At 70.1% G+C, this 24670-nt stretch carries 19 protein-coding genes; 5 read left to right on the top strand and 14 right to left on the bottom strand.

Annotation, left to right across the window (positions count from 1 at the left end):
- Nucleotides 1-131: 131 nt before the first annotated feature.
- From ACGF2Y_RS14345 to ACGF2Y_RS14325, 5 genes are all read left to right on the top strand, one after another.
- Nucleotides 132-1631 carry a peptide MFS transporter gene (locus tag ACGF2Y_RS14345; RefSeq protein WP_392946413.1) on the top strand — a complete coding sequence of 500 codons (1500 nt, stop codon included), beginning with the start codon at nucleotides 132-134 and terminating at the stop codon, nucleotides 1629-1631.
- Nucleotides 1632-1723: 92 nt separating this feature from the next.
- The gene (locus tag ACGF2Y_RS14340) at nucleotides 1724-3718 is read left to right on the top strand and encodes a CocE/NonD family hydrolase (RefSeq protein ID WP_392946410.1); all 1995 of its coding nucleotides are present in this window, start codon (nucleotides 1724-1726) and stop codon (nucleotides 3716-3718) included.
- Between the two features lie 171 nt (nucleotides 3719-3889).
- Nucleotides 3890-5119 carry a fumarylacetoacetase gene (gene fahA / locus ACGF2Y_RS14335; RefSeq protein WP_392946407.1) on the top strand — a complete coding sequence of 410 codons (1230 nt, stop codon included), beginning with the start codon at nucleotides 3890-3892 and terminating at the stop codon, nucleotides 5117-5119.
- On the top strand, nucleotides 5116-5793 hold the full coding sequence (locus tag ACGF2Y_RS14330; protein WP_392946404.1) for a GPP34 family phosphoprotein: 678 nt from the start codon (nucleotides 5116-5118) through the stop codon (nucleotides 5791-5793). The genes fahA and ACGF2Y_RS14330 overlap by 4 nt, the downstream gene beginning before the upstream one ends.
- 125 nt (nucleotides 5794-5918) lie before the next feature.
- A complete protein-coding gene (locus ACGF2Y_RS14325) occupies nucleotides 5919-6527 on the top strand; it encodes a Uma2 family endonuclease (protein WP_392946771.1) in 609 nt (202 codons plus the stop codon).
- 37 nt (nucleotides 6528-6564) lie between these two features.
- On the opposite strand, the gene recQ is transcribed toward ACGF2Y_RS14325, so the two are convergent.
- From recQ to ACGF2Y_RS14255, 14 genes are all read right to left on the bottom strand, one after another.
- A complete protein-coding gene (gene recQ / locus ACGF2Y_RS14320) occupies nucleotides 6565-8646 on the bottom strand; it encodes a DNA helicase RecQ (protein ID WP_392946768.1) in 2082 nt (693 codons plus the stop codon).
- A gap of 164 nt (nucleotides 8647-8810) precedes the next feature.
- Nucleotides 8811-10475 (bottom strand): NADH-quinone oxidoreductase subunit NuoN, encoded by a 1665-nt coding sequence (gene nuoN, locus ACGF2Y_RS14315; protein WP_392946401.1) that lies wholly within the window; start codon nucleotides 10473-10475, stop codon nucleotides 8811-8813.
- Nucleotides 10472-12043 (bottom strand): NADH-quinone oxidoreductase subunit M, encoded by a 1572-nt coding sequence (locus ACGF2Y_RS14310; RefSeq protein ID WP_392946398.1) that lies wholly within the window; start codon nucleotides 12041-12043, stop codon nucleotides 10472-10474. The genes nuoN and ACGF2Y_RS14310 overlap by 4 nt, the downstream gene beginning before the upstream one ends.
- Nucleotides 12044-12047: 4 nt before the next feature.
- The gene (gene nuoL / locus ACGF2Y_RS14305) at nucleotides 12048-13943 is read right to left on the bottom strand and encodes an NADH-quinone oxidoreductase subunit L (protein ID WP_392946396.1); all 1896 of its coding nucleotides are present in this window, start codon (nucleotides 13941-13943) and stop codon (nucleotides 12048-12050) included.
- 12 nt (nucleotides 13944-13955) lie between these two features.
- Nucleotides 13956-14255 (bottom strand): NADH-quinone oxidoreductase subunit NuoK, encoded by a 300-nt coding sequence (gene nuoK, locus ACGF2Y_RS14300; protein ID WP_018960446.1) that lies wholly within the window; start codon nucleotides 14253-14255, stop codon nucleotides 13956-13958.
- On the bottom strand, nucleotides 14252-15118 hold the full coding sequence (locus tag ACGF2Y_RS14295; protein ID WP_392946392.1) for an NADH-quinone oxidoreductase subunit J: 867 nt from the start codon (nucleotides 15116-15118) through the stop codon (nucleotides 14252-14254). The genes nuoK and ACGF2Y_RS14295 overlap by 4 nt, the downstream gene beginning before the upstream one ends.
- Complete coding sequence (gene nuoI, locus ACGF2Y_RS14290) at nucleotides 15115-15810, bottom strand: NADH-quinone oxidoreductase subunit NuoI (RefSeq protein WP_392946389.1); 696 nt, start codon at nucleotides 15808-15810, stop codon at nucleotides 15115-15117. Before nuoI ends, ACGF2Y_RS14295 begins: the two co-directional genes overlap by 4 nt.
- Nucleotides 15803-17203 carry an NADH-quinone oxidoreductase subunit NuoH gene (nuoH, locus tag ACGF2Y_RS14285; protein ID WP_392946386.1) on the bottom strand — a complete coding sequence of 467 codons (1401 nt, stop codon included), beginning with the start codon at nucleotides 17201-17203 and terminating at the stop codon, nucleotides 15803-15805. Before nuoH ends, nuoI begins: the two co-directional genes overlap by 8 nt.
- Complete coding sequence (locus ACGF2Y_RS14280) at nucleotides 17200-19710, bottom strand: NADH-quinone oxidoreductase subunit G (RefSeq protein ID WP_392946383.1); 2511 nt, start codon at nucleotides 19708-19710, stop codon at nucleotides 17200-17202. Before ACGF2Y_RS14280 ends, nuoH begins: the two co-directional genes overlap by 4 nt.
- The gene (nuoF, locus tag ACGF2Y_RS14275) at nucleotides 19707-21089 is read right to left on the bottom strand and encodes an NADH-quinone oxidoreductase subunit NuoF (protein WP_392946380.1); all 1383 of its coding nucleotides are present in this window, start codon (nucleotides 21087-21089) and stop codon (nucleotides 19707-19709) included. Before nuoF ends, ACGF2Y_RS14280 begins: the two co-directional genes overlap by 4 nt.
- Nucleotides 21086-21976, bottom strand: a complete 891-nt coding sequence (nuoE, locus tag ACGF2Y_RS14270) for an NADH-quinone oxidoreductase subunit NuoE (RefSeq protein ID WP_392946765.1) — start codon at nucleotides 21974-21976, stop codon at nucleotides 21086-21088. The genes nuoF and nuoE overlap by 4 nt, the downstream gene beginning before the upstream one ends.
- Nucleotides 21977-22005: 29 nt before the next feature.
- Complete coding sequence (locus ACGF2Y_RS14265) at nucleotides 22006-23382, bottom strand: NADH-quinone oxidoreductase subunit D (protein ID WP_392946378.1); 1377 nt, start codon at nucleotides 23380-23382, stop codon at nucleotides 22006-22008.
- Nucleotides 23382-24113, bottom strand: coding sequence for an NADH-quinone oxidoreductase subunit C (locus tag ACGF2Y_RS14260; RefSeq protein WP_392946375.1), 732 nt, complete (start codon nucleotides 24111-24113; stop codon nucleotides 23382-23384). The genes ACGF2Y_RS14265 and ACGF2Y_RS14260 overlap by 1 nt, the downstream gene beginning before the upstream one ends.
- Nucleotides 24110-24664, bottom strand: coding sequence for an NADH-quinone oxidoreductase subunit B family protein (locus tag ACGF2Y_RS14255; RefSeq protein ID WP_018490715.1), 555 nt, complete (start codon nucleotides 24662-24664; stop codon nucleotides 24110-24112). The genes ACGF2Y_RS14260 and ACGF2Y_RS14255 overlap by 4 nt, the downstream gene beginning before the upstream one ends.
- Between the last annotated feature and the right edge of the window lie 6 nt (nucleotides 24665-24670).

Genomic DNA, 24670 nt, shown 5'->3' with positions numbered 1-24670 from the left:
TCACACGCAATGTCGATGTGTCGCTGTCTTCACTCAACTCAGCGTATCCGGTCCCCTTTGGATCACCGTGGGCGGCTTCCCGCCGCCGCCGGTATGTTCGAGATCAGCTCATACGATCAGGAGTACCCGTTTTGTCCAACAGCGCTGCCGACACCGAGCCGGCCCAGCCCCCGCCCGAGGACGACCACGCCTTTTTCGGGCAGCCACGGGGCCTGATGACGCTGTCCGGCCTGGAGGTCTGGGAGCGGTTCTCGTTCCTGGGCATGCAGGCCATCCTGGTGCTGTTCTTCGCCGACACGGTGGCGAACGACGGCATGGACATGGACCCCGGCACCGCCGCCTCCGTCGCCGCCGCCTACGGGACGCTGGTCTATCTGGTCTCCGTGGCGGGCGGCTGGCTGGCCGACCGGATCCTCGGCTCGTACCGGGCCGTGCTGTACGGCGGCGTCCTCATCGCGTGCGGCCACTACTGCATGGCCGTGCCCACCGACACCATGACCTGGGTCGGCCTCGGCCTGATCAGCGCCGGAACGGGCCTGCTCAAGCCCAACGTGGCCTCGATGGTCGGCAAGCTCTACCGCACCGAGGACGAGCGGCGCGACGCCGGCTTCGCCCTCTACTACATGGGCATCAACATCGGCGCCTTCGCCGGCCCGCTGATCACCGGCTGGCTGGGCGACCACGCCGGCTGGCACTGGGGCTTCTCGGCCGCCGCGATCGGTATGACCCTCGGTCTGGTCCAGTACGTCGCGGGCCGCCGTCACCTGGCCGGGCGTAAGCACGCCGCCGAATTCGCGCTGGCCCCCGCCCCGATGCGCCGCGCGGTCCGGCTGATCATCGGCGGGGCCGTGGTCGTCGCCGTCCTGGCCACCGCGCTGGCCCTGGCCGGCCGGCTGACGATGGACCGGTTCGTCGACGTGCTCACCGTCATCTCGGTGATCGCGCCGATCGTCTACTTCGTGGTGATGTTCCGCTCCCCCCGGGTCACCGCCGAGGAGCGCGGCAGGCTCCGCCCGTACGTCGTGCTGTTCCTCGGATCCGTCGTCTTCAACTTCATCCTCTTCCAGGCGTACTCGACGATGATCCTGCTCGCGTCGACGAACGCCCGGACCGAGATCCTCGGCTTCACCTTCCCGGCCGGCTGGTACGCCTCCGCGCTCGGCGCCTTCGAGGTCGCGCTCGCCCCGGTCGTCGCCGCGGTCTGGGTGAGAATGGGCCCCCGCCAGCCGCACGCCTCCAACAAGATCGCGTTCGGGGTGATCCTCGGCGGGCTCTCCTTCCTGCTGATGGTCCTGCCGACCTCCGGGCACGCCGACAACGTGTACCGCATGGCCGCCTGGTGGATCGTCGGCTCCTACCTGCTGCTCGGGCTCGGCGACATCCTGCTGGAGACCTCCGGCATGTCGGCCACCACCAAGCTCGCCCCGAAGGCGTTCGCCAGCCAGACGATGGCCCTGTGGTTCCTCTCCCTCGCCCTGGCCAACGGCATCCAGTCCCAGATCGTGAAGCTGTACGGCCAGGTCTCCAACCCCGCCTACTTCGGCGTCAACGGGGCCATCGCGGTGGCGGCCGGCGTGGCGATGATCATCGCCGCCCCCTGGCTGAAGCGCACGATGCACCCCGTCCACTGAGCGCGTCCGTCGTCCCCCTGAACGCGTCCCTCCGCACCCGTCGTCGTACAGCACGCGCCTTTCGCACCCGTCGTCGTACATCGAGGTGACCCATGAACATCACGACCGACTTCCCGTACGAGACCACCCGCGAGGACGTGTACATCCCGCTGCCCGACGGCACCCGGCTCTACGCCCGGATCTGGCGGCCGCTGACCGACGAACCGGTCCCGGCCCTGCTGGAGTACCTGCCCTACCGGCTCGGCGACTGGACCGCGCCCCGCGACTGGCAGCGCCACCCCTGGTACGCGGGCCACGGCTACGCCTCCGTACGGGTCGACGTCCGGGGCCACGGCAACAGCGAGGGGCTGCCGGGCGACGAGTACGACGCGCAAGAGCTGGAGGACGGGGTCGCCGTCATCCACTGGCTGGCCCAGCAGGAGTGGTGCTCCGGCCGGGTCGGGATGTTCGGCATCTCCTGGGGCGGTTTCAACTCGCTCCAGATCGCCGCGCTCGCCCCGGAGCCGCTGAAGGCGATCGTCACGGTCTGCTCGGCCGACGACCGCTACGACAACGACGTCCACTACATGGGCGGCTCCGTCCTCGCCGTGGACATGCACGCCTGGGCCGCCACCATGCTCGCCTTCGTCTGCCGCCCACCGGACCCGGCGCAGGCCGGAGACGACTGGAAGGAGATGTGGCTGAAGCGGCTGGAGGCCGTCGACCCCTTCATCCACACCTGGCTGGCCCACCAGAGCCGCGACGCCTACTGGAGACACGGCAGCGTCTGCGAGGACTACGGCGCGATCAAGGCGAAGGTCCTCGCCGTCGGCGGCTGGCACGACCCGTACCGGGACACCGTCCTGCGGCTCGTCGAGCACCTGGACCCGGAGCGGGTGCGGGGGCTGATCGGCCCCTGGTCGCACCAGTACCCCGACCGGGGGCTGCCGCCGGGGCCCGCGATCGGCTTCCTCCAGGAGACGCTGCGCTGGTGGGACCAGCACCTCAAGGGCAAGGAGACGGGCGTGCTGCGGGAGCCGCTGCTGCGGTCCTGGATCAGCGGCTCGCACCCGCCCGCCACGGTGTACGAGACGCTGCCGGGCCGCTGGGTCGGGGACGCCTCCTGGCCCTCGGAGAACGTGACCCCGGTGGCGTACGCCCTCCAGGGCGGCGAGCGGATCGTCGCCTCGCCGCAGCAGACCGGCATGGACGCGGGCCGCTTCTTCCCGTTCGGCAACGACGCCGACCTGCCGCCGGACCAGCGGGACGAGGACGCCAAGTCGGTGTCTTTCGAATTCCCCGTCGAGGACGCGCCGATCGAGATCCTCGGCCGTCCCCGGGTGAAGCTCCGCATCCGGATGGACGTACCGCGCGGCCAGGCCGTCGCCCGGCTCTGCGACGTAGCACCGGACGGCTCCTCCACCCTGGTCACCCGGGGCGTCCTCAATCTCGCCGCCCGGCACGGCCGCGACCGCACCGACGACTGGACCCCGGGCGAGACCGAGGACGTCGTCTTCGACCTCAACGGCATCGGGCACGCCTTCCCGCCCGGCCACCGCATCCGGCTCGCCGTCTCCTCCTCGTACTGGCCCTGGATCTGGCCGCAGGCCGGCTCGGCGGGCTTCACCCTGGACGCCGACGGCAGCTTCGTCGAACTCCCGGTGCGCCGCCGCACCGAGGACCCGGCGATCACCTTCGGCGAACCGGAACAGTCCGAACCGCTCGGCGTCGTCCACCCGGTCACCCTGGAGGAGCCGCGCCCCGAACGCCTCGTCGTCCGCGATGTCGCCAGGGGCGAATGGCGCCTGGAGGTCGACCCCCGCTACGGCGGTACGCGGGTCTACCCCGACGGCCTCGAATTCACCGAGGACGCCCTGGAGACGTACACGGTCCAGCAGGACGACCCGCTCTCCGCGCGGACCCGCTCCGACTGGCGGATCCGGCTGCACCGCCCGGAGATGGCCTGGAACGTGGAGATCGAGACCCGTTCCGAGATCGCCGCCGACGACCAGGACTTCATCACCTCCAACGAGGTGATCTGCAAGGACGGCGAAGAGGTCGTCTTCCACCGCACCTGGGAGAAGCGCATCCCGCGCACGGCCGGCTGAGCGGCCGCCCTGCCCCGCCGTCGGGTCCCCCGCATTTCCGGGGGACCCATCGAACTTTCCGGGCAATACGCACAGTTGGGGATAGTCGGGGATAGTCGGGGCACTGCCGCTGGGTAGGAGCACCGACGTAACGTGTCCTCCACGCGACCCTGGAAAGCGAGGCAGCACCACATGCCCGAGCAGAGCAGCCCGCTCGATCTGGCCGAGGGCGACCCCTTCGGCCCGCACAACCTTCCGTACGGTGTGTTCTCCACCCCCGGCCCCCCTGACGACCGCCGGGTCGGCGTCCGCATCGGCAACCACGTCCTGGACGCCGGGGCAGCCGCCCACGCGCTGGGCTCCCCGTACGCGGGGCTGCTGGCCCAGCCGAGCCTGACGCCGCTGCTCGCGGCGGGCCGCACCGCCTGGCGGGACGTGCGCCGCGCGCTCACCGCCTGGCTGACGGTCCCCGCCCACCGCCCGGACATCGAGCCGCTGCTGCACCCGGTGGACGCGGTGACCCTGCACCTGCCGTACGAGGTCGCGGACTACGTCGACTTCTACGCCAGCGAGCACCACGCCACCAACGTCGGGCAGATCTTCCGGCCGGACGGCGACGCGCTCACCCCCAACTGGAAGCACCTGCCGATCGGTTACCACGGCCGCTCCGGCACCGTCGTGGTCTCCGGCACGGACGTGGTGCGCCCCAGCGGCCAGCGCAAGGCTCCGGCCGACCCGGCGCCCGTCTTCGGGCCCTCGGTGAAGCTGGACATCGAGGCCGAGGTCGGCTTCGTCGTCGGCGTCCCCTCCGCCCACGGCGCCCCGGTGCCGCTGGCCGACTTCCGCGAGCACGTCTTCGGGCTCTCGCTCCTCAACGACTGGTCCGCGCGCGACCTCCAGGCCTGGGAGTACGTGCCGCTCGGCCCGTTCCTCGGCAAGTCCTTCGCCACCTCCGTCTCCGCCTGGGTCACCCCGCTGGAGGCCCTGGACGCCGCCCGCACCGCGCCGCCGGCCCGCGACTTCCCGCTCCTGCCCTACCTCGACGACGCGGAGGACGAGGAGCCGGGCGGCTTCGACATCCGGATCACCGTGGAGATCAACGGCCAGGTGGTCGCCGAGCCGCCGTTCGCCTCGATGTACTGGACGGCCGCCCAGCAGCTCGCCCACATGACGGTGAACGGCGCGTCGCTGCGCACCGGCGACCTGTACGGCTCCGGCACGGTCAGCGGCCCCGAGCCCGCCCAGCGCGGCTCGCTGCTGGAGCTCACCTGGAACGGCCGCGACGCGCTCGAACTCCCCACGGGAAAGCGGACGTTCCTGGAGGACGGCGACACGGTCACGCTGACCGCCTGGGCCCCGGGCCCGCACGGCACCCGCGTGGGCCTCGGCGACGTGACCGGAAGGATCGTCACCGCACCATGACGCACGAAGCCCCCGCGCTGACGCTGCCCGAGGAACTGATCCTGCTCGCCCTGGACCCGGATCGGGGCAAGCCGACGTGCGCGGCCCGCAATCTGGCGTACGGGACCGCCGGCGCCGTCCTCGCGGAGCTGGAGATCCAGGGGCGGATACGGGAGGAGCGCGGCCGGGTCCAGGTGGTGAACCCGCTGGACCCGGCCGACCCGCTCCTCGCCGCCCTGCTCCGGACCCTGGACCCACCGGTCAAGGGCCGCCGCGGCTCGGGGATCCGCGCCCGGCGCTGGGTGGGCGAATACGACCGGTACGTACAGGAGAAGTACCTGGACTCCCTGGTCGAGCGCTCCTTCCTGTCCCGGGAGACCCGCCGCTTCCTCGGCGTGTTCCCGTACCACCGCCACTTCCCGGGCGTGCCGGACCTCGCGCCGGGCGTCCTGAACCGGTTCGCGGCGGCCGAAGCCGCTGGGTACCCCGACCACCGCGACCGGGTACTGGCCGCCCTGGTCTCGGCGATCGGCCTCGCCGGTGAACTGACCCGCCTCGGCCGCACGGGCCGGACGGTGATGAAGGTCATGCGCCGCTCCGAGTGGACCGCCACGGCCGTCCACTACAACGTGCAGCAGAACGAGTCCGGCGGCGGATGGAGCGGCGACAGCGGGGGCGGGGGCGGCGGGGACTAGCGAGAGGGGCCGGGATAGGGGCCGGTCAGCGGTGCGTGAGGCGTTCACGCGTTCGGGGGAGCCTCATCCGGTTCCCGGCGGATACGCTGGTCGGGCCCGCGAGACTCCTGACCATGGGTGCAATGATGAGCATCGAACCCGAGGCCTCGGAGCCGCGGTGGGCGGTCCCGCCCGAGGGCGGCTGGACCGCCGATGACCTGGACACACTCCCGAATCTGCCTCCGCACACGGAGCTGATCGACGGGAGCCTTGTGTTCCCCTGCCCTCAGACGCACTTCCACGCGTGCGCCATCAGCTTCTTCGAGGAGCGTCTGCGGGACGCCGCCCCTTCCGAAACCGACACGATCAGCCGCTTCACCATCGACATCGACCAACTCAACCGTCCCGAACCCGATGTGATCGTCGTGCCCGAAGAAGTCATCCGGGACATGGACCAGACACGGCTGCCCGGCGATGCCGTGCTGCTGGTCGTCGAGGTGGTCTCCGAGGATTCGCTGACCCGCGACCGGGAGACCAAACCCGTGAAGTACGCCCGTGCGGCGATCCCCCACTACTGGCGGGTGGAGAACCACGACGGGCGTGCCGTGGTGTATGTCTTCGAGCGGGAACCGGCCACCGGCGCGTACACCTCGACGGGGATCTTCCACGACCGGATGAAGGTGTCGGTGCCGTTCCCCGTCGACCTGGACCTCACGGCGATCAGGCCCCGCCGCCGGGCGGCGGACCTGGGATAGGTCCGGCCGCCCTCCTCCTCACCGCCCGGTACGCGCCTCACTCGTACTCGGGCGGTTCCTCGTCCCAGCCGAACTCCGGGTCGCTGTGCTGCGGGGCCGGGGTGACCGGGGCCTTGGTACGAGCCGGGGCAGGGGGCGCGGCCGCCGGACGTGACGCGGGCACGGGGGTCGCGGGAGCGGCGGCGGGGGCAGCGGGAGCCGCCGGGGCCGGGGTCTCCTGGGACGTCGCTGTCGCGCCTGCCGGTGTCCGGGCCAGGACCTCCAGCACGCCTTCCCCGTACGTCGCGAGCTTCTTCTCGCCCAGGCCGCTGACGCCGCCCAGCTCCGCGAGCGAGGCCGGATGCAGGGTCGCGATCTCCCTCAGCGTCGCGTCGTGGAAGATGACGTACGCCGGGACGCCCTGCTCCTTCGCCGTCGCCCCGCGCCAGGCGCGCAGGGCCTCGAAGACCGGGACGGCGGACTCGGGGAGGTCGGCGGCGGCCGCCTTGCCCTTGGCGCCCTTGCCGCCGCCCGCCGAGGACGACGAGCGGGTCGTGGGCTTCTTGGGCTCCTTGCGGAGCAGTACGTCCCGCTCCCGGCCGAGCACCGTCGCGCTCTCGTCGGTCAGGACCAGCGTGCCGTACTCCCCCTCGACCGCGAGCAGCCCCTGGGCCAGCAGCTGGCGCACCACACCGCGCCACTCCGCCTCGGCCAGCTCCTCGCCGATGCCGAAGACGGAGAGCTGGTCGTGGTCGAACTGGATGACCTTGGCGGTCTTGCGGCCCAGCAGGATGTCGATGATCTGGCCCGCGCCGAACTTCTGGTTCCGCTCGCGCTTCAGCCGCACCACCGTGGAGAGCAGCTTCTGCGAGACGACCGTGCCGTCCCAGGTCTCCGGCGGGGTGAGGCAGGTGTCGCAGTTGCCGCAGGCGGGGGCCGTGGGCTCCTGGCCGAAGTAGGTCAGCAGCTGGGCCCGGCGGCACTGGACCGTCTCGCACAGGGCCAGCATCGAGTCCAGATGGGAGGCGGCCCGGCGGCGGAACGCCTCGTCGCCCTCGCTGCCCTGGATGAGCTTGCGCTGCTGGACGACGTCCTGGAGTCCGTACGCCATCCAGGCCGTCGACGGCTCCCCGTCACGGCCGGCGCGGCCGGTCTCCTGGTAATAGCCCTCGACGGACTTGGGGAGGTCGACGTGGGCGACGAAGCGGACGTCCGGCTTGTCGATGCCCATGCCGAACGCGATCGTCGCGACGACGACGAGCCCCTCCTCGCGGAGGAAGCGCGCCTGGTGGGTGGCGCGCGTGGCGGCGTCCAGGCCCGCGTGGTAGGGAACGGCCTCGACGCCGTTGCGGCAGAGGTACTCGGCGATCTTCTCGGTGGAGTTGCGCGAGAGGCAGTAGACGATGCCCGCGTCCCCGGCGTGCTCCTCCTTGAGGAAGGAGAGCAGCTGCTTCTTGGGCTCGGACTTCCCCACGATCCGGTACTGGATGTTCGGCCGGTCGAAGCTCGCGACGAAGTGCTTCGCGTCCGGCATGCCGAGGCGGCGGGTGATCTCCTCGTGCGTGGCATGGGTCGCGGTCGCCGTCAGGGCGATGCGCGGAACGTCCGGCCAGCGCTCGCCGAGCACGGACAGGGCCAGATAGTCGGGGCGGAAGTCGTGGCCCCACTGGGCGACGCAGTGCGCCTCGTCGATCGCGAAGACGGAGATCTCGCCCCGGGCCAGCAGCGAGAGGGTGGAGTCCAGCCGAAGCCGCTCGGGCGCCAGATAGAGCACGTCCAGCTCGCCCGCGAGGAACTGCGCCTCCATCGAGCGGCGCTCGTCGAAGTCCTGCGTGGAGTTCATGAAGCCGGCCCGGACGCCGAGCGCCCGCAGCGCGTCGACCTGGTCCTGCATGAGGGCGATCAGCGGCGAGACGACGACGCCGGTCCCCCGCCTGACCAGGGACGGGATCTGGTAGCAGAGGGACTTTCCGCCGCCGGTGGGCATGAGCACGACCGCGTCGCCGCCCGCCACCACGTGCTCGATGACCGCGCCCTGCTCGCCGCGGAACGACTCGTACCCGAAGACGCGGTGCAGCGTCCGCCGCGCCTCGCTCTCGCTGCCCGTGTCGGTGTCGGTCACCGTCCCGGTCACATCCATGGTCACACCCAATGCTCTGTCCCCCGAGGTCCGCGCGTCCCGGCCCTGTCCTGTCCGTCCCGTCCCCGACCACGATAGGCGGCTCCTACGACAACGCCGGACGGTCCTGTGGATAACGGACCGTCCGGCGCTGCTGTCGTTCATACTGCGGGGCTCCGCGCGGGCTACCGCACGAAGACTCCCGCCTGGCTCGCCAGGTCCAGGAAGTACTGCGGGGCCAGGCCCAGCACCAGGGTGACGGCGACGCCGACCGCGATCGTCGTCATGGTCAGCGGGGACGGGACGGCGACCGTGGGGCCGTCCGCCTTCGGCTCGCTGAAGAACATCAGGACGATCACACGGACGTAGAAGAACGCCGCGACGGCCGAGGAGAGCACACCGACGACGACCAGTCCGCCCGCGCCGCCCTCGGCAGCGGCCTTGAACACCGCGAACTTCCCGGAGAACCCGGAGGTCAGCGGAATGCCGGCGAAGGCCAGCAGGAACACCGCGAAGACCGCCGCGACCAGCGGCGAGCGGCGGCCGAGCCCGGCCCACTTCGACAGGTGGGTGGCCTCGCCGCCCGCGTCCCGCACCAGCGTGACGACGGCGAACGCGCCGACCGTCACGAAGGAGTAGGCCAGCAGGTAGAAGAGGACCGAGGAGATGCCCTCCGGGCTGGCCGCGATGACGCCCGCGAGGATGAAGCCCGCGTGTGCGATCGAGGAGTAGGCCAGCAGCCGCTTGATGTCGGTCTGGGTGATCGCGACGATCGCGCCGCCCAGCATCGTGATGATGGCCACCGACCACATCACCGGCCGCAGGTCCCAGGTGAGGCCCGGCAGGGCCACGTACAGCAGGCGCAGCATCGCGCCGAACGCGGCGACCTTCGTGGCGGCGGCCATGAAACCGGTCACCGGGGTCGGGGCGCCCTGGTAGACGTCCGGGGTCCACATGTGGAACGGGATCGCACCGACCTTGAAGAGCAGGCCGACCAGGATCATCGCGCCACCGATGAGCAGCAGCGCGTCGTTGCCCATGGTGTCGGCGAGGGCCGGGTCGATCTCCAGGACCGAGCCGTCGACGACGTTGGCGATGTCGGCGTACGAGAGGGAGCCCGCGTAGCCGTAGAGGAGGGCGATCCCGAAGAGGAAGAACGCCGAGGAGAACGCGCCGAGCAGGAAGTACTTCACGGCGGCTTCCTGCGACAGCAGCCGCTTGCGGCGGGCCACGGCGCACAGGAGGTAGAGCGGGAGGGAGAAGACCTCCAGCGCGATGAACAGGGTCAGCAGGTCGTTGGCGGCCGGGAAGACCAGCAGCCCCGCCACCGAGAAGAGGAGGAGCGGGAAGACCTCGGTGGTGGCGAAGCCGGCCCGGACGGCGGCCTTCTCGCCTTCGCCGCCGGGTACGGCTCCGGCCTGGGCGGCGAAGGAGTCGACCCGGTTGCCGTGGGCGGTGGGGTCCAGCCGGCGCTCGGCGAAGGTGAACACCGCCACCATGGCGACCAGGAGAATGGTGCCCTGGAGGAACAGGGTGGGGCCGTCGATCGCGATGGCGCCCATGGCCACGATCTGGGCGTCCGTGGTGCCGTATCCCCCGGCGGCGAGGCCGACGATCGCGGCGAACGCGGCGGCGACCGCCACCACGGCCAGGAAGAGCTGGGCGTGGTAGCGGGCCCGGCGCGGCACGAAGGCCTCCACCAGGATGCCCAGGACGGCGGCGCCCACGATGATCAGGACCGGCATCAGCTGGGTGTACTCGATCTTCGGCGCCGTGAACGAGTCGCCCGGTGCCGCCGATGTCACCCCGCTCGCCGTCGTCCACAGACTGTGGACAGCTGTTGCGCTCACTTGGCGGCCTCCACCTCGGGCTGGGGGTCCTTCTTCTGTACGTCGGACATGGTGTGCTCCACCGCCGGGTTGACGACCTCGGTGAGCGGCTTCGGGAAGACGCCCAGGAAGATCAGCACGGCGATCAGCGGAAGCGCGACCGCCAGCTCCCGGGCCTTGAGGTCCGGCATGGACCGGACCGATTCCTTCACCGGGCCGGTCATCGTGCGCTGGTAGAGGACCAGGACGTAGAGCGCGGCGAGCACGATGCCGGAGGTGGCGATGATGCCAGCCACCGGATACACGCTGAACGTGCCGACCAGGACCAGGAACTCACTGACGAACGGGGCGAGTCCGGGCAGCGACAGGGTGGCGAGCCCGCCGATGAGGAACGTCCCGGCCAGCACGGGTGCGACCTTCTGCACTCCGCCGTAGTCCGCGATGAGCCGTGATCCGCGCCGGGTGATGAGGAATCCGGCGACCAGCAGGAGTGCGGCCGTGGAGATCCCGTGGTTGACCATGTAGAGCGTGGCGCCCGACTGGCCCTGGCTCGTCATCGCGAAGATGCCCAGGATGATGAACCCGAAGTGCGAGATCGAGGCATAGGCGATGAGCCGCTTGATGTCGCGCTGGCCGACCGCGAGCAGCGCCCCGTACACGATGGAGACCAGCGCCAGGGCGATCACCACCGGCGTCGCCCACTTGCTGGCCTCCGGGAAGAGCCCGAGGCAGAAGCGGAGCATCGCGAAGGTGCCGACCTTGTCAACGATCGCGGTGATCAGCACGGCGACCGGGGCGGTCGCCTCACCCATCGCGTTGGGCAGCCAGGTGTGCAGCGGCCACAGCGGGGCCTTGATCGCGAAGGCGAGGAAGAACCCGAGGAACAGCCAGCGCTCGGTGCTGGTCGCCATCTCCAGGGAGCCGTTGGCGCGTGCCTCGGCGATCTCGGAGAGCGAGAAGCTGCCCGCGACCACGTACAGCCCGATGACGGCGGCCAGCATGATCAGGCCGCCGGCCAGGTTGTAGAGGAGGAACTTGACCGCCGCGTAGGACCGCTGGGTCGCGGCGTTCTCGTCGCTGCCCGCGTGGGCCCGGTCGCCGAAGCCGCCGATGAGGAAGTACATCGGGATGAGCATGGCTTCGAACAGGATGTAGAAGAGGAAGACGTCGGTGGCGACGAACGACAGGATCACCATGGCCTCGACCATGAGGATCAGGGCGAAGAAGCCCTGCGTCGGACGCCAGCGCGAGGACTTCGTTTCCACGGGATCGGCGTCGTGCCAGCCGGCCGCGATGACGAACGGGATCAGCAGCGCGGTGAGGCCGAGGAGCGCCACCCCGATGCCGTCCACGCCCAGTTCGTAGCGGACGCCGAAGTCGGCGATCCAGGCCCGGGACTCGGTGAGCTGGTAGCGGTCGCCGCCCGGTTCGAAGCGGAGGAAGACGACGGCCGCCAGGACGAGCGTGCCGAGCGAGAAGAGCAGCGCGAGCCATTTGGCCGCGGTGCGCCGCGCGGCGGGGACGGCGGCGGTGGCGATGGCGCCGATCGCCGGGAGCGCCGCCGTCGCGGTCAGGAGGGGAAAGGACATGTGATCAGACCGCCCTCATCAGCAGGGTCGCGGCGATGACGACCGCCGTACCGCCGAACATCGAGACCGCGTAGGTGCGGGCGTAGCCGTTCTGCAGCTTGCGCAGCCGGCCGGAGAGCCCGCCGACCGAGGCGGCCGTGCCGTTGACGACGCCGTCGACCAGGGAGTGGTCCACGTAGACCAGCGAGCGGGTGAGGTGCTCGCCGCCGCGGACCAGGACCACGTGGTTGAAGTCGTCCTGGAGGAGATCGCGGCGGGCGGCCCGGGTGAGGACCGAGCCGCGCGGGGCGAGAACCGGGACCGGCTTGCGCCCGTACATCGCCCAGGCGATCCCCACACCGATGACCAGGGCCACCACGGTGGCTCCGGTCACCGTGGCCGCGCTCAGCGGGGCGTGCCCGTGGTCGTAACCGGTCACCGGCTCCAGCCAGTTGATGAACCGGTCGCCGATCGCGAAGAACCCGCCGGCGAACACCGAGCCGAAGGCCAGCACGATCATCGGGATCGTCATCGACTTCGGGGACTCGTGCGGGTGCGGTTCGTGGCCCTCGGCGTCCGGCTGCCAGCGCTTCTCGCCGAAGAAGGTCATCAGCATCACGCGGGTCATGTAGAACGCGGTGATCGCGGCGCCCAGCAGGGCCACGGAGCCGAGGATCCAGCCCTCGGTGCCGCCCTTGGCGAAGGCCGCCTCGATGATCTTGTCCTTGGAGAAGAAGCCGGACAGGCCCGGGAAGCCGATGATGGCCAGATAGCCGAGGCCGAACGTGACGAAGGTGACCGGCATGTACTTCCGCAGGCCGCCGTACTTGCGCATGTCGACCTCGTCGTTCATGCCGTGCATGACGGAGCCCGCGCCGAGGAACAGCCCGGCCTTGAAGAAGCCGTGCGTCACCAGGTGCATGATCGCGAAGATGTAGCCGATGGGGCCGAGGCCCGCGGCCAGGATCATGTAGCCGATCTGCGACATCGTGGACCCGGCGAGTGCCTTCTTGATGTCGTCCTTCGCACAACCGACGATCGCACCGAAGATCAGCGTGACCGCGCCGACGATGACGACGACCGTCTGGGCGTCCGGGGCGGCGTTGAAGATCGCGCCGGAGCGGACGATGAGATAGACACCGGCGGTGACCATGGTCGCGGCGTGGATGAGGGCGGAGACCGGGGTCGGGCCCTCCATCGCGTCGCCGAGCCAGGACTGCAGCGGAACCTGGGCCGACTTGCCGCAGGCGGCCAGCAGCAGCATCAGCCCGATGGCGGTCAGCTTGCCCTGGCTCGTCTCGCCCGCCGACTCCAGCACCGGCCCGAAGGCGAAGGTGCCGAAGGTGGTGAACATCAGCATGATGGCGATCGACAGGCCCATGTCGCCGACCCGGTTGACCAGGAAGGCCTTCTTCGCGGCGGTGGCCGCGGTGGGCTTGTGCTGCCAGAAGCCGATGAGCAGGAACGACGCCAGACCGACGCCCTCCCACCCGACGTACAGCAGCAGGTAGTTGTCGGCGATGACCAGGATGAGCATCGCCGCGAGGAACAGGTTGAGATAGCCGAAGAAGCGGCGCCTGCGCTCGTCGTGCTCCATGTAGCCGATGGAGTAGATGTGGATCAGCGTGCCCACACCGGTGATGAGCAGGACGAACGTCATCGACAACTGGTCGAGCTGGAAGGCGATGTCGGCCTGGAAGCCCTCCACCGGGATCCAGCTGAACAGGTGCTGGTGCAGGGCCCGGTCCTCGGCGCCCTTCCCCAGCATGTCGGTGAACAGAATGAGACCGACGACGAACGAGGCGCCGGCGAGGAGGGTGCCGAGCCAGTGGCCGGTCCGGTCCAGTCGGCGTCCGCCGCAGAGCAGGACCGCCGCTCCGAGCAGGGGCGCCGCGACGAGCAGCGCAATCAGGTTCTCCACGTTTCCGACCCCTTACAGCTTCATCAGGCTGGCGTCGTCGACCGAGGCCGAGTGGCGGGAGCGGAACAGCGACACGATGATCGCGAGTCCGACGACGACTTCCGCGGCGGCGACGACCATCGTGAAGAACGCGACGATCTGCCCGTCGAGGTTGCCGTGCATCCGGGAGAACGTGACGAGCGCCAGATTGCAGGCGTTGAGCATCAGCTCGACGCACATGAACAGCACGATCGTGTTCCGCCTGATCAGCACCCCGGAGGCGCCGATCGCGAACAGCAGGGCCGCGAGGTAGAGGTAGTTGACCGGGTTCACTGGGCGGCCTCCGAATTCTCCGCCGCGGATGCGGGACGGGCCCCGCGCGCCAGGGCGTCCGCGTCCTCACGTCCGAGCCGCTCCCCGGAGCGCTGCTCCAGGGCCTTGAGATCGGCGAGGGACTGCTGCGAGACGTCGCGGATCTGACCGCGCTCGCGCAGGGTCTGCATGACGGTGAGCTCGGACGGCGTGCCGTCGGGGAGCAGACCGGGGATGTCCACCGCGTTGTGCCGGGCGTAGACGCCGGGGGCGGGCAGCGGCGGGAGGTGCTTGCCGCGCACGCGCTCCTCGGACATCTCCCGCTGGGTCCTGGCCCGTTCGGTGCGCTCGCGGTGGGTGAGCACCATCGCGCCGACGGTCGCGGTGATCAGCAGGGCGCCGGTGATCTCGAAGGCGAAGACGTACTTGGTGAAGATGAGGTTGGCGATTCCCTCGACGTTGCCGCCGTGCCGGGCGTTGGCCACGCCGAGCCCGTTGAAGGTGCTCAGGGAGGCGTTGCCGATGCCCGCGATCAGCAGCACGGCGAACCCGAAGGCACACCCGAGGGCAAGCCAGCGCTGCCCCTTGAGGGTCTCCTTGAGGGAGTCCGCCGCGGTGACGCCGACGAGCATGACGACGAAGAGGAACAGCATCATGATCGCGCCGGTGTAGACGATGATCTGGACGATGCCGAGGAAATACGCGCCGTTGGCGAGGTAGAAGACCGCGAGGACGATCATGGTCCCGGCGAGCGAGAGGGCGCTGTGCACGGACTTCTTCATCAGCACCGTGGAGAGCGCGCCGATCACCGCGACGGTGCCCAGGATCCAGAACTGGACGGCCTCGCCGGTCGAGGTGGCGGTGGCTGCGGCCAGGGAGTTCACGCCTCCACCCCCTTGTCCTGCCGGGCGTCGGCGGCCCGGGTGGACTCGATGGGGTCCTCGTCCTGCTGGTCGCTCTCGCCCTTGGACACGGCCGTCTGACGGACCGTGCCGGGGGCGGCCTCGGTGACCACTCCCCGGTAGTAGTCCTGCTCGTCCATGCCGGGGAAGATCGCGTGCGGGCTGTCGACCATGCCTTCCTCCAGGCCCGCGAGCAGCTCGTCCTTGGTGTAGATGAGGCTTTCGCGGGTGGTGTTGGCGAGCTCGAACTCGTTCGTCATGGTCAGTGCCCGGGTGGGGCACGCCTCGATGCAGAGTCCGCACAGGATGCAGCGCGCGTAGTTGATCTGGTAGACGCGGCCGTAGCGCTCCCCCGGGGAGTAGCGCTCCTCCTCGGTGTTGTCCGCGCCCTCCACATAGATGGCGTCCGCCGGACACGCCCAGGCGCACAGCTCGCAGCCGACGCACTTCTCCAGTCCGTCCGGGTGGCGGTTGAGCTGGTGGCGGCCGTGGAAGCGGGGCGCCGTCACCTTCGGCGTCTCCGGATACTGCTCGGTGAGCCGCTTCTTGAACATGGCCTTGAAGGTCACGCCGAAGCCGGCCACCGGGTTCTGGAACTTGTCCCCCGGCTCCCCCGCCTGCCCCGAGGACCCAGCGGATCCCGATGAGCCCGTGAGCTCTGGTTTCTCAGACACCGCCGGCCTCCTTTCCGTCACTCGCACTTTCGTCACTCTGAGTATCCGCCCCACCACTGACAACGAGCTCCCGGTCCCGTCGTGGCCTGCGCCTGGGCACGGGCGGGAGCGTCTGTCCGGGCAGCGGGGGCACCGGGAACCCGCCCGCCATCGGGTCGAAGGCGGGCTCGGGCCCGGCAGCCTCCTCCTCGGCCCGGGACCTGCGGTCGCGGAACATGTCGACGACGAAGGAGATCAGCAGGATCGCGAGCACGGCCGCGCCCACGTACAGCACGATCCGCGAGAAGTCGTACCCCTCGTTCCGCAGGGCCCGGACCGTGGCGACGAGCATCAGCCAGACCACCGAGACCGGGATGAGGACCTTCCAGCCCAGCTTCATCAACTGGTCGTAGCGCACGCGGGGAAGAGTGCCGCGCAGCCAGATGAAGAAGAAGATCAGCACCTGGAGCTTCAGGAAGAACCAGAGCATCGGCCACCAGCCGTGGTTCGCGCCCTCCCAGAAGGCGGAGACCGGGTAGGGGGCCCGCCAGCCGCCGAGGAACAGCGTCACCGCGATCATCGACACCGTCACCATGTGGATGTACTCGGCGAGCATGAACATCGCGAACTTGATGGAGCTGTACTCGGTGTTGAACCCGCCGACCAGGTCGCCCTCGGACTCCGGCATGTCGAACGGCGCCCGGCTGGCCTCACCGACCATGGTGATCATGTAGATGATGAAGGAGACCGGCAGCAGCAGGATGTACCAGCGGTCCGCCTGCGCCTCCACGATCGTCGAGGTGGACATCGACCCGGAGTAGAGGAAGACCGAGGCGAAGGCCGCGCCCATGGCGATCTCGTACGAGATCATCTGGGCGGACGAACGGATTCCGCCGAGCAGGGGGTACGTCGAGCCCGAGGACCAGCCGCCGAGGACGAAGCCGTACACCCCGATCGCGCCGACGGCGAGGATGTAGAGCGCGGCGATCGGGAGGTCCGTCAGCTGCATCGTGGTGCGCTGCCCGAAGATGGAGACCTCGTTGCCCGCCGGGCCGAAGGGGATCACCGCGATCGCCATGAAGGCGGGGATCGCGGCGAGGATCGGCGCGAGGACGTAGACCGCCTTGTCCGCGCGCTTGACGATCACGTCTTCCTTCAGCATCAGCTTGACGCCGTCGGCGAGCGACTGGAGCAGCCCCCAGGGGCCGTGCCGGTTGGGGCCGATGCGCAGCTGCATCCAGGCGACGACCTTGCGCTCCCACACGATGGAGAACAGCACGATCAACATCAGGAACGCGAAGCAGAAGACCGCCTTGATGACGACGAGCCACCAGGGGTCGGTGCCGAACATCGAGAGATCCTCGGCGGCGAGGACGACGCCCTCGGGCGCCGTGAGTGCGGCGAGGCCAGTCACGCTCGTACCTCCGATGGTTCGACGGGAGCACCCGGTGCGGCGGCGGGGCCGATCCGTACCAGGCCGCCGGGGTTCACGCCGGTGTCGGCGGGGATACCGCGCCCCACCGAGTTCAGCGGCACCCAGACCACCCGGTCCGGCATGTCGGTGACCGCGAGGGGCAGTTCGACGGTGCCCGCGGGTCCGGTCACGGCGAGCAGGTCGCCGTCCTTGACGCCGGACTCGGCGGCGGTGACCGCCGAGAGCCGGGCGACGGCCGCGTGCCGGGTCCCGGCGAGCGCGGTGTCGCCCTCCTGGAGCCGGCCGAGGTCGAGCAGCATCCGGTGGCCCGCGAGGACCGCCTCGCCGTCGCCGGGCCGGGGCAGCGGCTGCGCGCTCTCACGCGGGTCGTCCGCGTGGCCGCCCTCCCAGCCGCCGAGCCGGTCCAGTTCGCGGCGGGCGGCGGGCAGGTCCGGCAGGGCGAAGTGCACGTCCATGGCGTCGGCCAGCATGTGCAGCACGCGGGAGTCGGCCGGTGCGAGCGTCCGGGACATCTGCTCGGGCTTCAGCGCCGCCTGGAACATCCGGACCCGGCCCTCCCAGTTGAGGAAGGTGCCGGATTTCTCCGCGACGGCGGCGACCGGGAAGACCACGTCCGCCCGAGCGGTGACCGCGCTCGGCCGCAGCTCCAGCGAGACCAGGAAGCCCACCTCGTTCAGCGCCTGAAGGGCACGGTTCGGGTCGGGCAGGTCCTCGACGCCGACCCCGGCGACGAGCAGCGCACCCAGTTCGCCGGTGGCCGCGGCCTCGACGATCTGGCCGGTGTCGCGGCCGTAGCGGGTGGGCAGTTCGGCCACCCGCCACAGCTCCGCGACCTCGTCGCGGGCCCTCGGGTCGGTGGCCGGGCGGCCTCCCGGCAGCAGGGAGGGGAGCGCGCCCGCCTCCACCGCGCCCCGGTCGCCGGCCCGGCGCGGGATCCACACCAGGCGTGCGCCGGTGGCGGTGGCGGTGCGGAGGACGGCGCTCAGTGCGCCGGGCACTCCGGCGAGCCGCTCGCCGACGATGATCAGGGAGTGCTCGGCGCGGAGCGCCTCGGCGGCGGCCGCTCCTTCGGCCTCCAGGCCGGTGCCGCCCGCGAGGGCGTCCAGCCATTCGGTCTCGGTGCCGGGGGCGGCGGGCAGCAGGGTGCCGCCCGCCTTCGCCAGGCCCCGGGTGGCGTGCGAGGCGAGCGCGTAGGTCCGCTGGCCGCTCTTGCGGTGAGCCTTGCGCAGCCGCAGGAAGACGCCGGGCGCCTCCTCCTCGGACTCGAACCCGACGAGCAGGACCGCGGGCGCCTTCTCCAGCGCGGTGTACGTGACCCCGTCGCCGTCCAGGTCCCGGCCGCGTCCGGCGACCCGGGCGGCCAGGAAGTCGGCCTCCTCGGCGCTGTGGACCCGGGAGCGGAAGTCGATGTCGTTGGTGTCGAGGGCGACCCGGGCGAACTTGCTGTACGCGTAGGCGTCCTCGACGGTCAGCCGGCCGCCGGTCAGGACGCCGGTACGGCCGCGGGCGGCGAGGAGACCGGCGGCGGCGGCCTCCAGCGCCTCGGGCCAGCTCGCCGGTTCCAGGACGCCTTCGGCGTTGCGGACCAGCGGGGTGGTGAGCCGGTCACGCTGCTGGGCGTAACGGAAGCCGAACCTCCCCTTGTCGCAGAGCCACTCCTCGTTGACCTCGGGCTCGTTGGCCGCGAGGCGGCGCATGACCTTGCCGCGCCGGTGGTCGGTCCGCGTCGAGCAGCCGCCCGAGCACTGCTCACACACCGAGGGGGTGGAGACCAGGTCGAAGGGGCGGGAGCGGAATCGGTACGCCGCCGAGGTCAGCGCGCCGACCGGGCAGATCTGGATGGTGTTGCCGGAGAAGTACGACTCGAACGGGTCGCCCACCCCGGTGCCGACCTGCTGGAGCGCACCGCGCTCGATCAGCTCGATCATCGGGTCGCCCGCCACCTGGTTGGAGAACCGGGTGCAGCGCGCGCAGAGCACGCACCGCTCGCGGTCCAGCAGCACCTGGGTGGAGATCGGGACGGGCTTCTCGAAGGTCCGCTTCCTGCCCTCGAACCGGGAGTCGGCGGCGCCGTGCGACATCGCCTGGTTCTGGAGGGGGCACTCGCCGCCCTTGTCGCAGACGGGGCAGTCCAGCGGATGGTTGATCAGCAGCAGCTCCATCACGCCCTTCTGCGCCTTCTCGGCGACCGGAGAGGTGATCTGCGACTTGACGACCATGCCGTCGGTGCAGGTGATGGTGCAGGAAGCCATCGGCTTGCGCTGGCCCTCGACCTCGACGATGCACTGGCGGCAGGCGCCGGCGGGGTCGAGGAGCGGGTGGTCGCAGAAGCGCGGGATCTCGATGCCGAGGAGTTCGGCGGCCCGGATGACCAGGGTCCCCTTGGGGACGCTGATCTCGATGCCGTCGATGGTCAGCGTGACCAGGTCCTCGGGCGGGATGGCCGCCTCGCCGCCCCCGGAGGGCGCACTCGTGGTGACTGTCATGCGTTCACCCCCCGGTGAGCGTTCTTGCCGTCGGTGTTCTTGTCGTCGGCCCAGGCCGTGGACCGGGCGGGATCGAAGGGGCAGCCCTTGCCGGTGATGTGCTGCTCGTACTCCTCGCGGAAGTACTTGAGCGAGGAGAAGATCGGCGAGGCCGCGCCGTCGCCGAGCGCGCAGAACGACTTGCCGTTGATGTTGTCGGCGATGTCGTTGAGCTTGTCGAGGTCGGCCATCTCGCCCTGGCCGGCCTCGATGTCGCGGAGCAACTGGACCAGCCAGTACGTCCCTTCGCGGCAGGGTGTGCACTTGCCGCAGGACTCGTGGGCGTAGAACTCGGTCCAGCGGGTGACGGCCCGAACGACGCAGGTCGTCTCGTCGAAGCACTGGAGCGCCTTGGTGCCGAGCATGGACCCGGCGGCGCCGACGCCCTCGTAGTCGAGGGGGACGTCGAGGTGCTCCTCGGTGAACATCGGGGTGGAGGAGCCGCCCGGCGTCCAGAACTTCAGCCGGTGACCGGCCCGGATACCGCCGCTCATGTCGAGGAGCTGGCGCAGCGTGATGCCGAGTGGGGCCTCGTACTGGCCGGGGCTGGTGACATGGCCGCTGAGGGAGTAGAGCGTGAAGCCCGGGGACTTCTCGCTGCCCATCGACTTGAACCAGTCCTTGCCCTTGTTCAGGATCGCGGGAACCGAGGCGATGGACTCGACGTTGTTCACCACAGTGGGGCAGGCGTACAGACCGGCGACCGCAGGGAAGGGGGGTCGCAGCCGGGGCTGGCCACGCCGTCCTTCGAGAGAGTCGAGCAGCGCGGTTTCCTCACCACAGATGTACGCACCGGCGCCCGCGTGCACTGTGAGTTCCAGATCGAGTCCTGAACCCAGGATGTTCGTCCCCAGATAACCCGCCTCGTACGCCTCTCGTACGGCCTCGTGCAGTCGTCGCAGCACGGGGACGACCTCACCGCGCAGATAGATGAACGCGTGCGACGAACGGATCGCGTAACAGGCGATCACCATGCCCTCGATGAGGCTGTGCGGGTTCGCGAAGAGGAGCGGGATGTCCTTGCAGGTCCCCGGCTCCGACTCGTCGGCGTTGACAACTAGATAGTGCGGTTTGCCGTCCCCCTGCGGGATGAACTGCCACTTCATCCCGGTGGGGAAGCCCGCGCCACCACGTCCGCGCAGACCGGAGTCCTTGACGTACGCGATGAGGTCGTCGGGTGCCATGGCGAGTGCCTTGCGCAGCCCTTCGTAGCCCTCGTGGCGACGGTAGGTGTCCAGGGTCCAGGATTCGGGCTGGTCCCAGAAGGCGGAGAGGACGGGCGCGAGCAGCTTCTCGGGGCTCGTCCCGTTGTGGTCGATCTCGGCGGCCAAGGTCATCACTCCCCCTCCTCGGCGGTGGGCCCGGCCGGGTGCTCCGGGTCGGAGGCCGAGGTCTGCTGCGAGGTATTCGGCGTCCCGGAGGGGCTCGTTGAGGGGCGGTGGTCGGGTGACGGGTGGGCGTGCGAGCTGAGGTGCTCGGACGGCGAAGGGTCGTGTGGCTGCGCGCCCTGGGGCCGCGCGTCCTGGGGCTGCCCGGCGCGCGGGGAGACCACGCGTGCCGTCGGGAGCGCCTCGCCCTTGGCGAGCCTCAGCCCGACGAGGGAGGCGGGGCCCGCGCCGCCGGTCGCCTCGACGGCGCCGGGACGCTCGTCGGGGAAGCCGGCGAGGATGCGGGCGGTCTCCTTGTACGAGCAGATCGGCGCGCCCCGGGTGGGCTCGACGGTCCGGCCGGCGATCAGGTCGTCGACGAGCTGCGTGGCGCTCCGGGGCGTCTGGTTGTCGAAGAACTCCCAGTTGACCATCACGACGGGCGCGAAGTCGCAGGCGGCGTTGCACTCGATGTGTTCGAGAGTGACCTTGCCGTCCTCGGTGGTCTCGTTGTTGCCGACGCCGAGGTGATCCTTGAGCGTGTCGAAGATGGCGTCGCCGCCCATGACCGCGCACAGGGTGTTGGTGCAGACGCCGACCTGGTAGTCGCCGCCGGCCCTGCGCCGGTACATGGAGTAGAAGGTCGCGACGGCGGTGACCTCGGCGGTGGTGAGGTCGAGCGTCTCGGCGCAGAAGGCCATGCCCGTACGGGAGACGTATCCCTCCTCCGACTGCACGAGGTGCAGCAGCGGCAGGAGGGCGGAGCGGCTGCCGGGATAGCGGGCGATCACCTCCTTCGCGTCCGCGTCGAGCCGGGCGCGCACCTCGGCCGGGTAGGGGGTGGCGGGGAGCTGCGGCATCCCCAGACTGACGTCTTGGCGTGATGTGGTCACCGGTCGACGCCTCCCATCACGGGGTCGATGGACGCGACGGCGACGATGACGTCGGCGACCTGGCCGCCTTCGCACATCGCCGCCATGGCCTGCAGGTTGGTGAAGGACGGGTCGCGGAAGTGGACCCGGTAGGGACGGGTGCCGCCGTCGGAGACGACGTGCACGCCGAGTTCGCCCTTGGGGGACTCGACGGCGGTGTACGTCTGTCCGGCGGGGACCCGGAAGCCCTCGGTCACCAGCTTGAAGTGGTGGATCAGGGCTTCCATGGAGGTGCCCATGATGTTCCTGATGTGGTCGAGCGAGTTGCCGAGACCGTCGGGGCCCAGGGCGAGCTGGGCGGGCCAGGCGATCTTCTTGTCGGCGACCATGACCGGTCCCGGCTCCAGGCGGTCGATGCACTGCTCGATGATGCGCAGCGACTGGTGCATCTCCTCCAGGCGGATGAGGAAGCGTCCGTAGGAGTCGCAGGAGTCCGCGGTCGGGACCTCGAAGTCGTAGGTCTCGTAGCCGCAGTACGGGTCGCTCTTGCGCAGGTCGTGCGGGAGTCCGGCGGAGCGCAGCACCGGGCCGGTGGCGCCGAGCGCCATGCAGCCGGTGAGGTCGAGGTAGCCGACGTCCTTCATACGGGCCTTGAAGATGGGGTTGCCGGTGGCGAGCTTGTCGTACTCCGGCAGGTTCTTCTTCATGGTCTTGATGAACTCGCGCAGCTGGTCGACCGCGCCCGGGGGCAGGTCCTGGGCGAGGCCGCCGGGGCGGACGAACGCGTGGTTCATCCGGAGGCCGGTGAAGAGCTCGAAGAGGTCGAGAACCAGTTCACGATCGCGGAAGCCGTAGATCATGATCGTGGTCGCGCCGAGTTCCATGCCGCCGGTGGCGATGCACACCAGGTGCGAGGCGAGCCGGTTGAGCTCCATCAGCAGCACGCGCAGGACGGTGGCACGGTCGGGGATCTGGTCCTCGATGCCGAGGAGCTTCTCGACGCCCAGGCAGTACGCCGTCTCGTTGAAGAACGGCGTCAGGTAGTCCATCCGCGTGACGAAGGTGGTGCCCTGCGTCCAGTTGCGGAATTCGAGGTTCTTCTCGATGCCGGTGTGGAGGTAGCCGATGCCGCAGCGGGCCTCGGTGACGGTCTCGCCGTCGATCTCCAGGATGAGGCGCAGCACGCCGTGCGTGGACGGGTGCTGGGGCCCCATGTTGACGATGATGCGCTCGTCGTCGGACTTCACCGCGGATTCGACGACCTCGTCCCAGTCGCCGCCGGTGACTGTATACACAGTCCCCTCGGTCGTGGCACGGGGATCCGAGAGGGGCGTCCCGGAGGGACTCGACGAGGCGTGGTGGCCGGGCGACGGGTGGGAAGGGGGAGTAGTCATCAGGAGTACGACCTCCGCTGGTCCGGAGCCGGGATCTGGGCGCCCTTGTACTCGACGGCGATGCCGCCGAGCGGGTAGTCCTTGCGCTGCGGGAAGCCCTGCCAGTCGTCCGGCATCATGATCCGGGTCAGGGCCGGGTGCCCGTCGAAGACGATCCCGAAGAAGTCGTACGCCTCGCGCTCGTGCCAGTCGTTGGTCGGGTAGAGCGCGACGAGCGACGGGATGTGCGGGTCGCTGTCCGGGGCGGACACCTCCAGCCGGATCAGCCGGCCGTGGGTGAGGGAGCGCAGGTGGTAGACGGCGTGCAGCTCGCGGCCCTTGTCGCCCAGGAAGTGGACGCCGCTCACGCCCGTACAGAGTTCGAAGCGCAGGGCGGGGTCGTCGCGCAGGGTGCGGGCGACCTGGACCAGGTGCTCGCGGGCGATGTGGAAGGTCAGCTCGTCGCGGTCGACGACCGTCTTCTCGATGGCGTTCTCGGGAAGCAGGTCCTGTTCCTCCAGGGCCCCTTCGAGCTCGTCGGCCACCTCGTCGAACCAGCCGCCGTACGGCCGGGAGGCGGCTCCCGGCAGGGCGATGGTACGGACGAGGCCCCCGTAGCCGGAGGTGTCGCCGCCGTTGTCCGCGCCGAACATGCCCTTGCGGACGCGGATGACCTCGCCGCCGGCGCCGCGCGGGGTGGGTACGGCGTTGCCGTTGTGCTCGTCGCCGTTCGCGTTGGGGTTCTCGGTCACCGGAGCAGCCCCTTCATCTCGATCAGGGGCAGTGCCTTGAGGGCCGCTTCCTCCGCCTCGCGGGCGGCCTCCTCCGCGTTGACCCCGAGTTTGCCGTCCTGGATCTTCTGGTGGAGCTTGAGGATGGCGTCCAGCAGCATCTCGGGGCGAGGAGGACAACCCGGCAGATAAATATCGACCGGGACAATGTGATCAACACCCTGCACAATGGCGTAATTATTGAACATTCCGCCCGATGACGCACAAACCCCCATGGAAATGACCCACTTGGGATTGGGCATCTGGTCGTAGACCTGCCGCAGGACGGGCGCCATCTTCTGGCTCACCCGTCCCGCGACGATCATCAGGTCCGCCTGTCGCGGCGATCCGCGGAAGACCTCCATCCCGAACCGGGCCAGGTCGTAGCGGCCCGCGCCGGTCGTCATCATCTCGATGGCGCAGCAGGCGAGTCCGAACGTGGCCGGGAAGACGGAGGACTTCCGCACCCAGCCCGCGGCCTGCTCGACCGTGGTCAGAACGAAGCCGCTCGGCAGTTTCTCTTCGAGTCCCATGGTGTG

The sequence above is a fragment of the Streptomyces sp. NPDC048142 genome, assembly GCF_043202835.1.
Taxonomy (GTDB): domain Bacteria; phylum Actinomycetota; class Actinomycetes; order Streptomycetales; family Streptomycetaceae; genus Streptomyces.
This window is presented reverse-complemented; position numbering and strand designations above follow the sequence as displayed.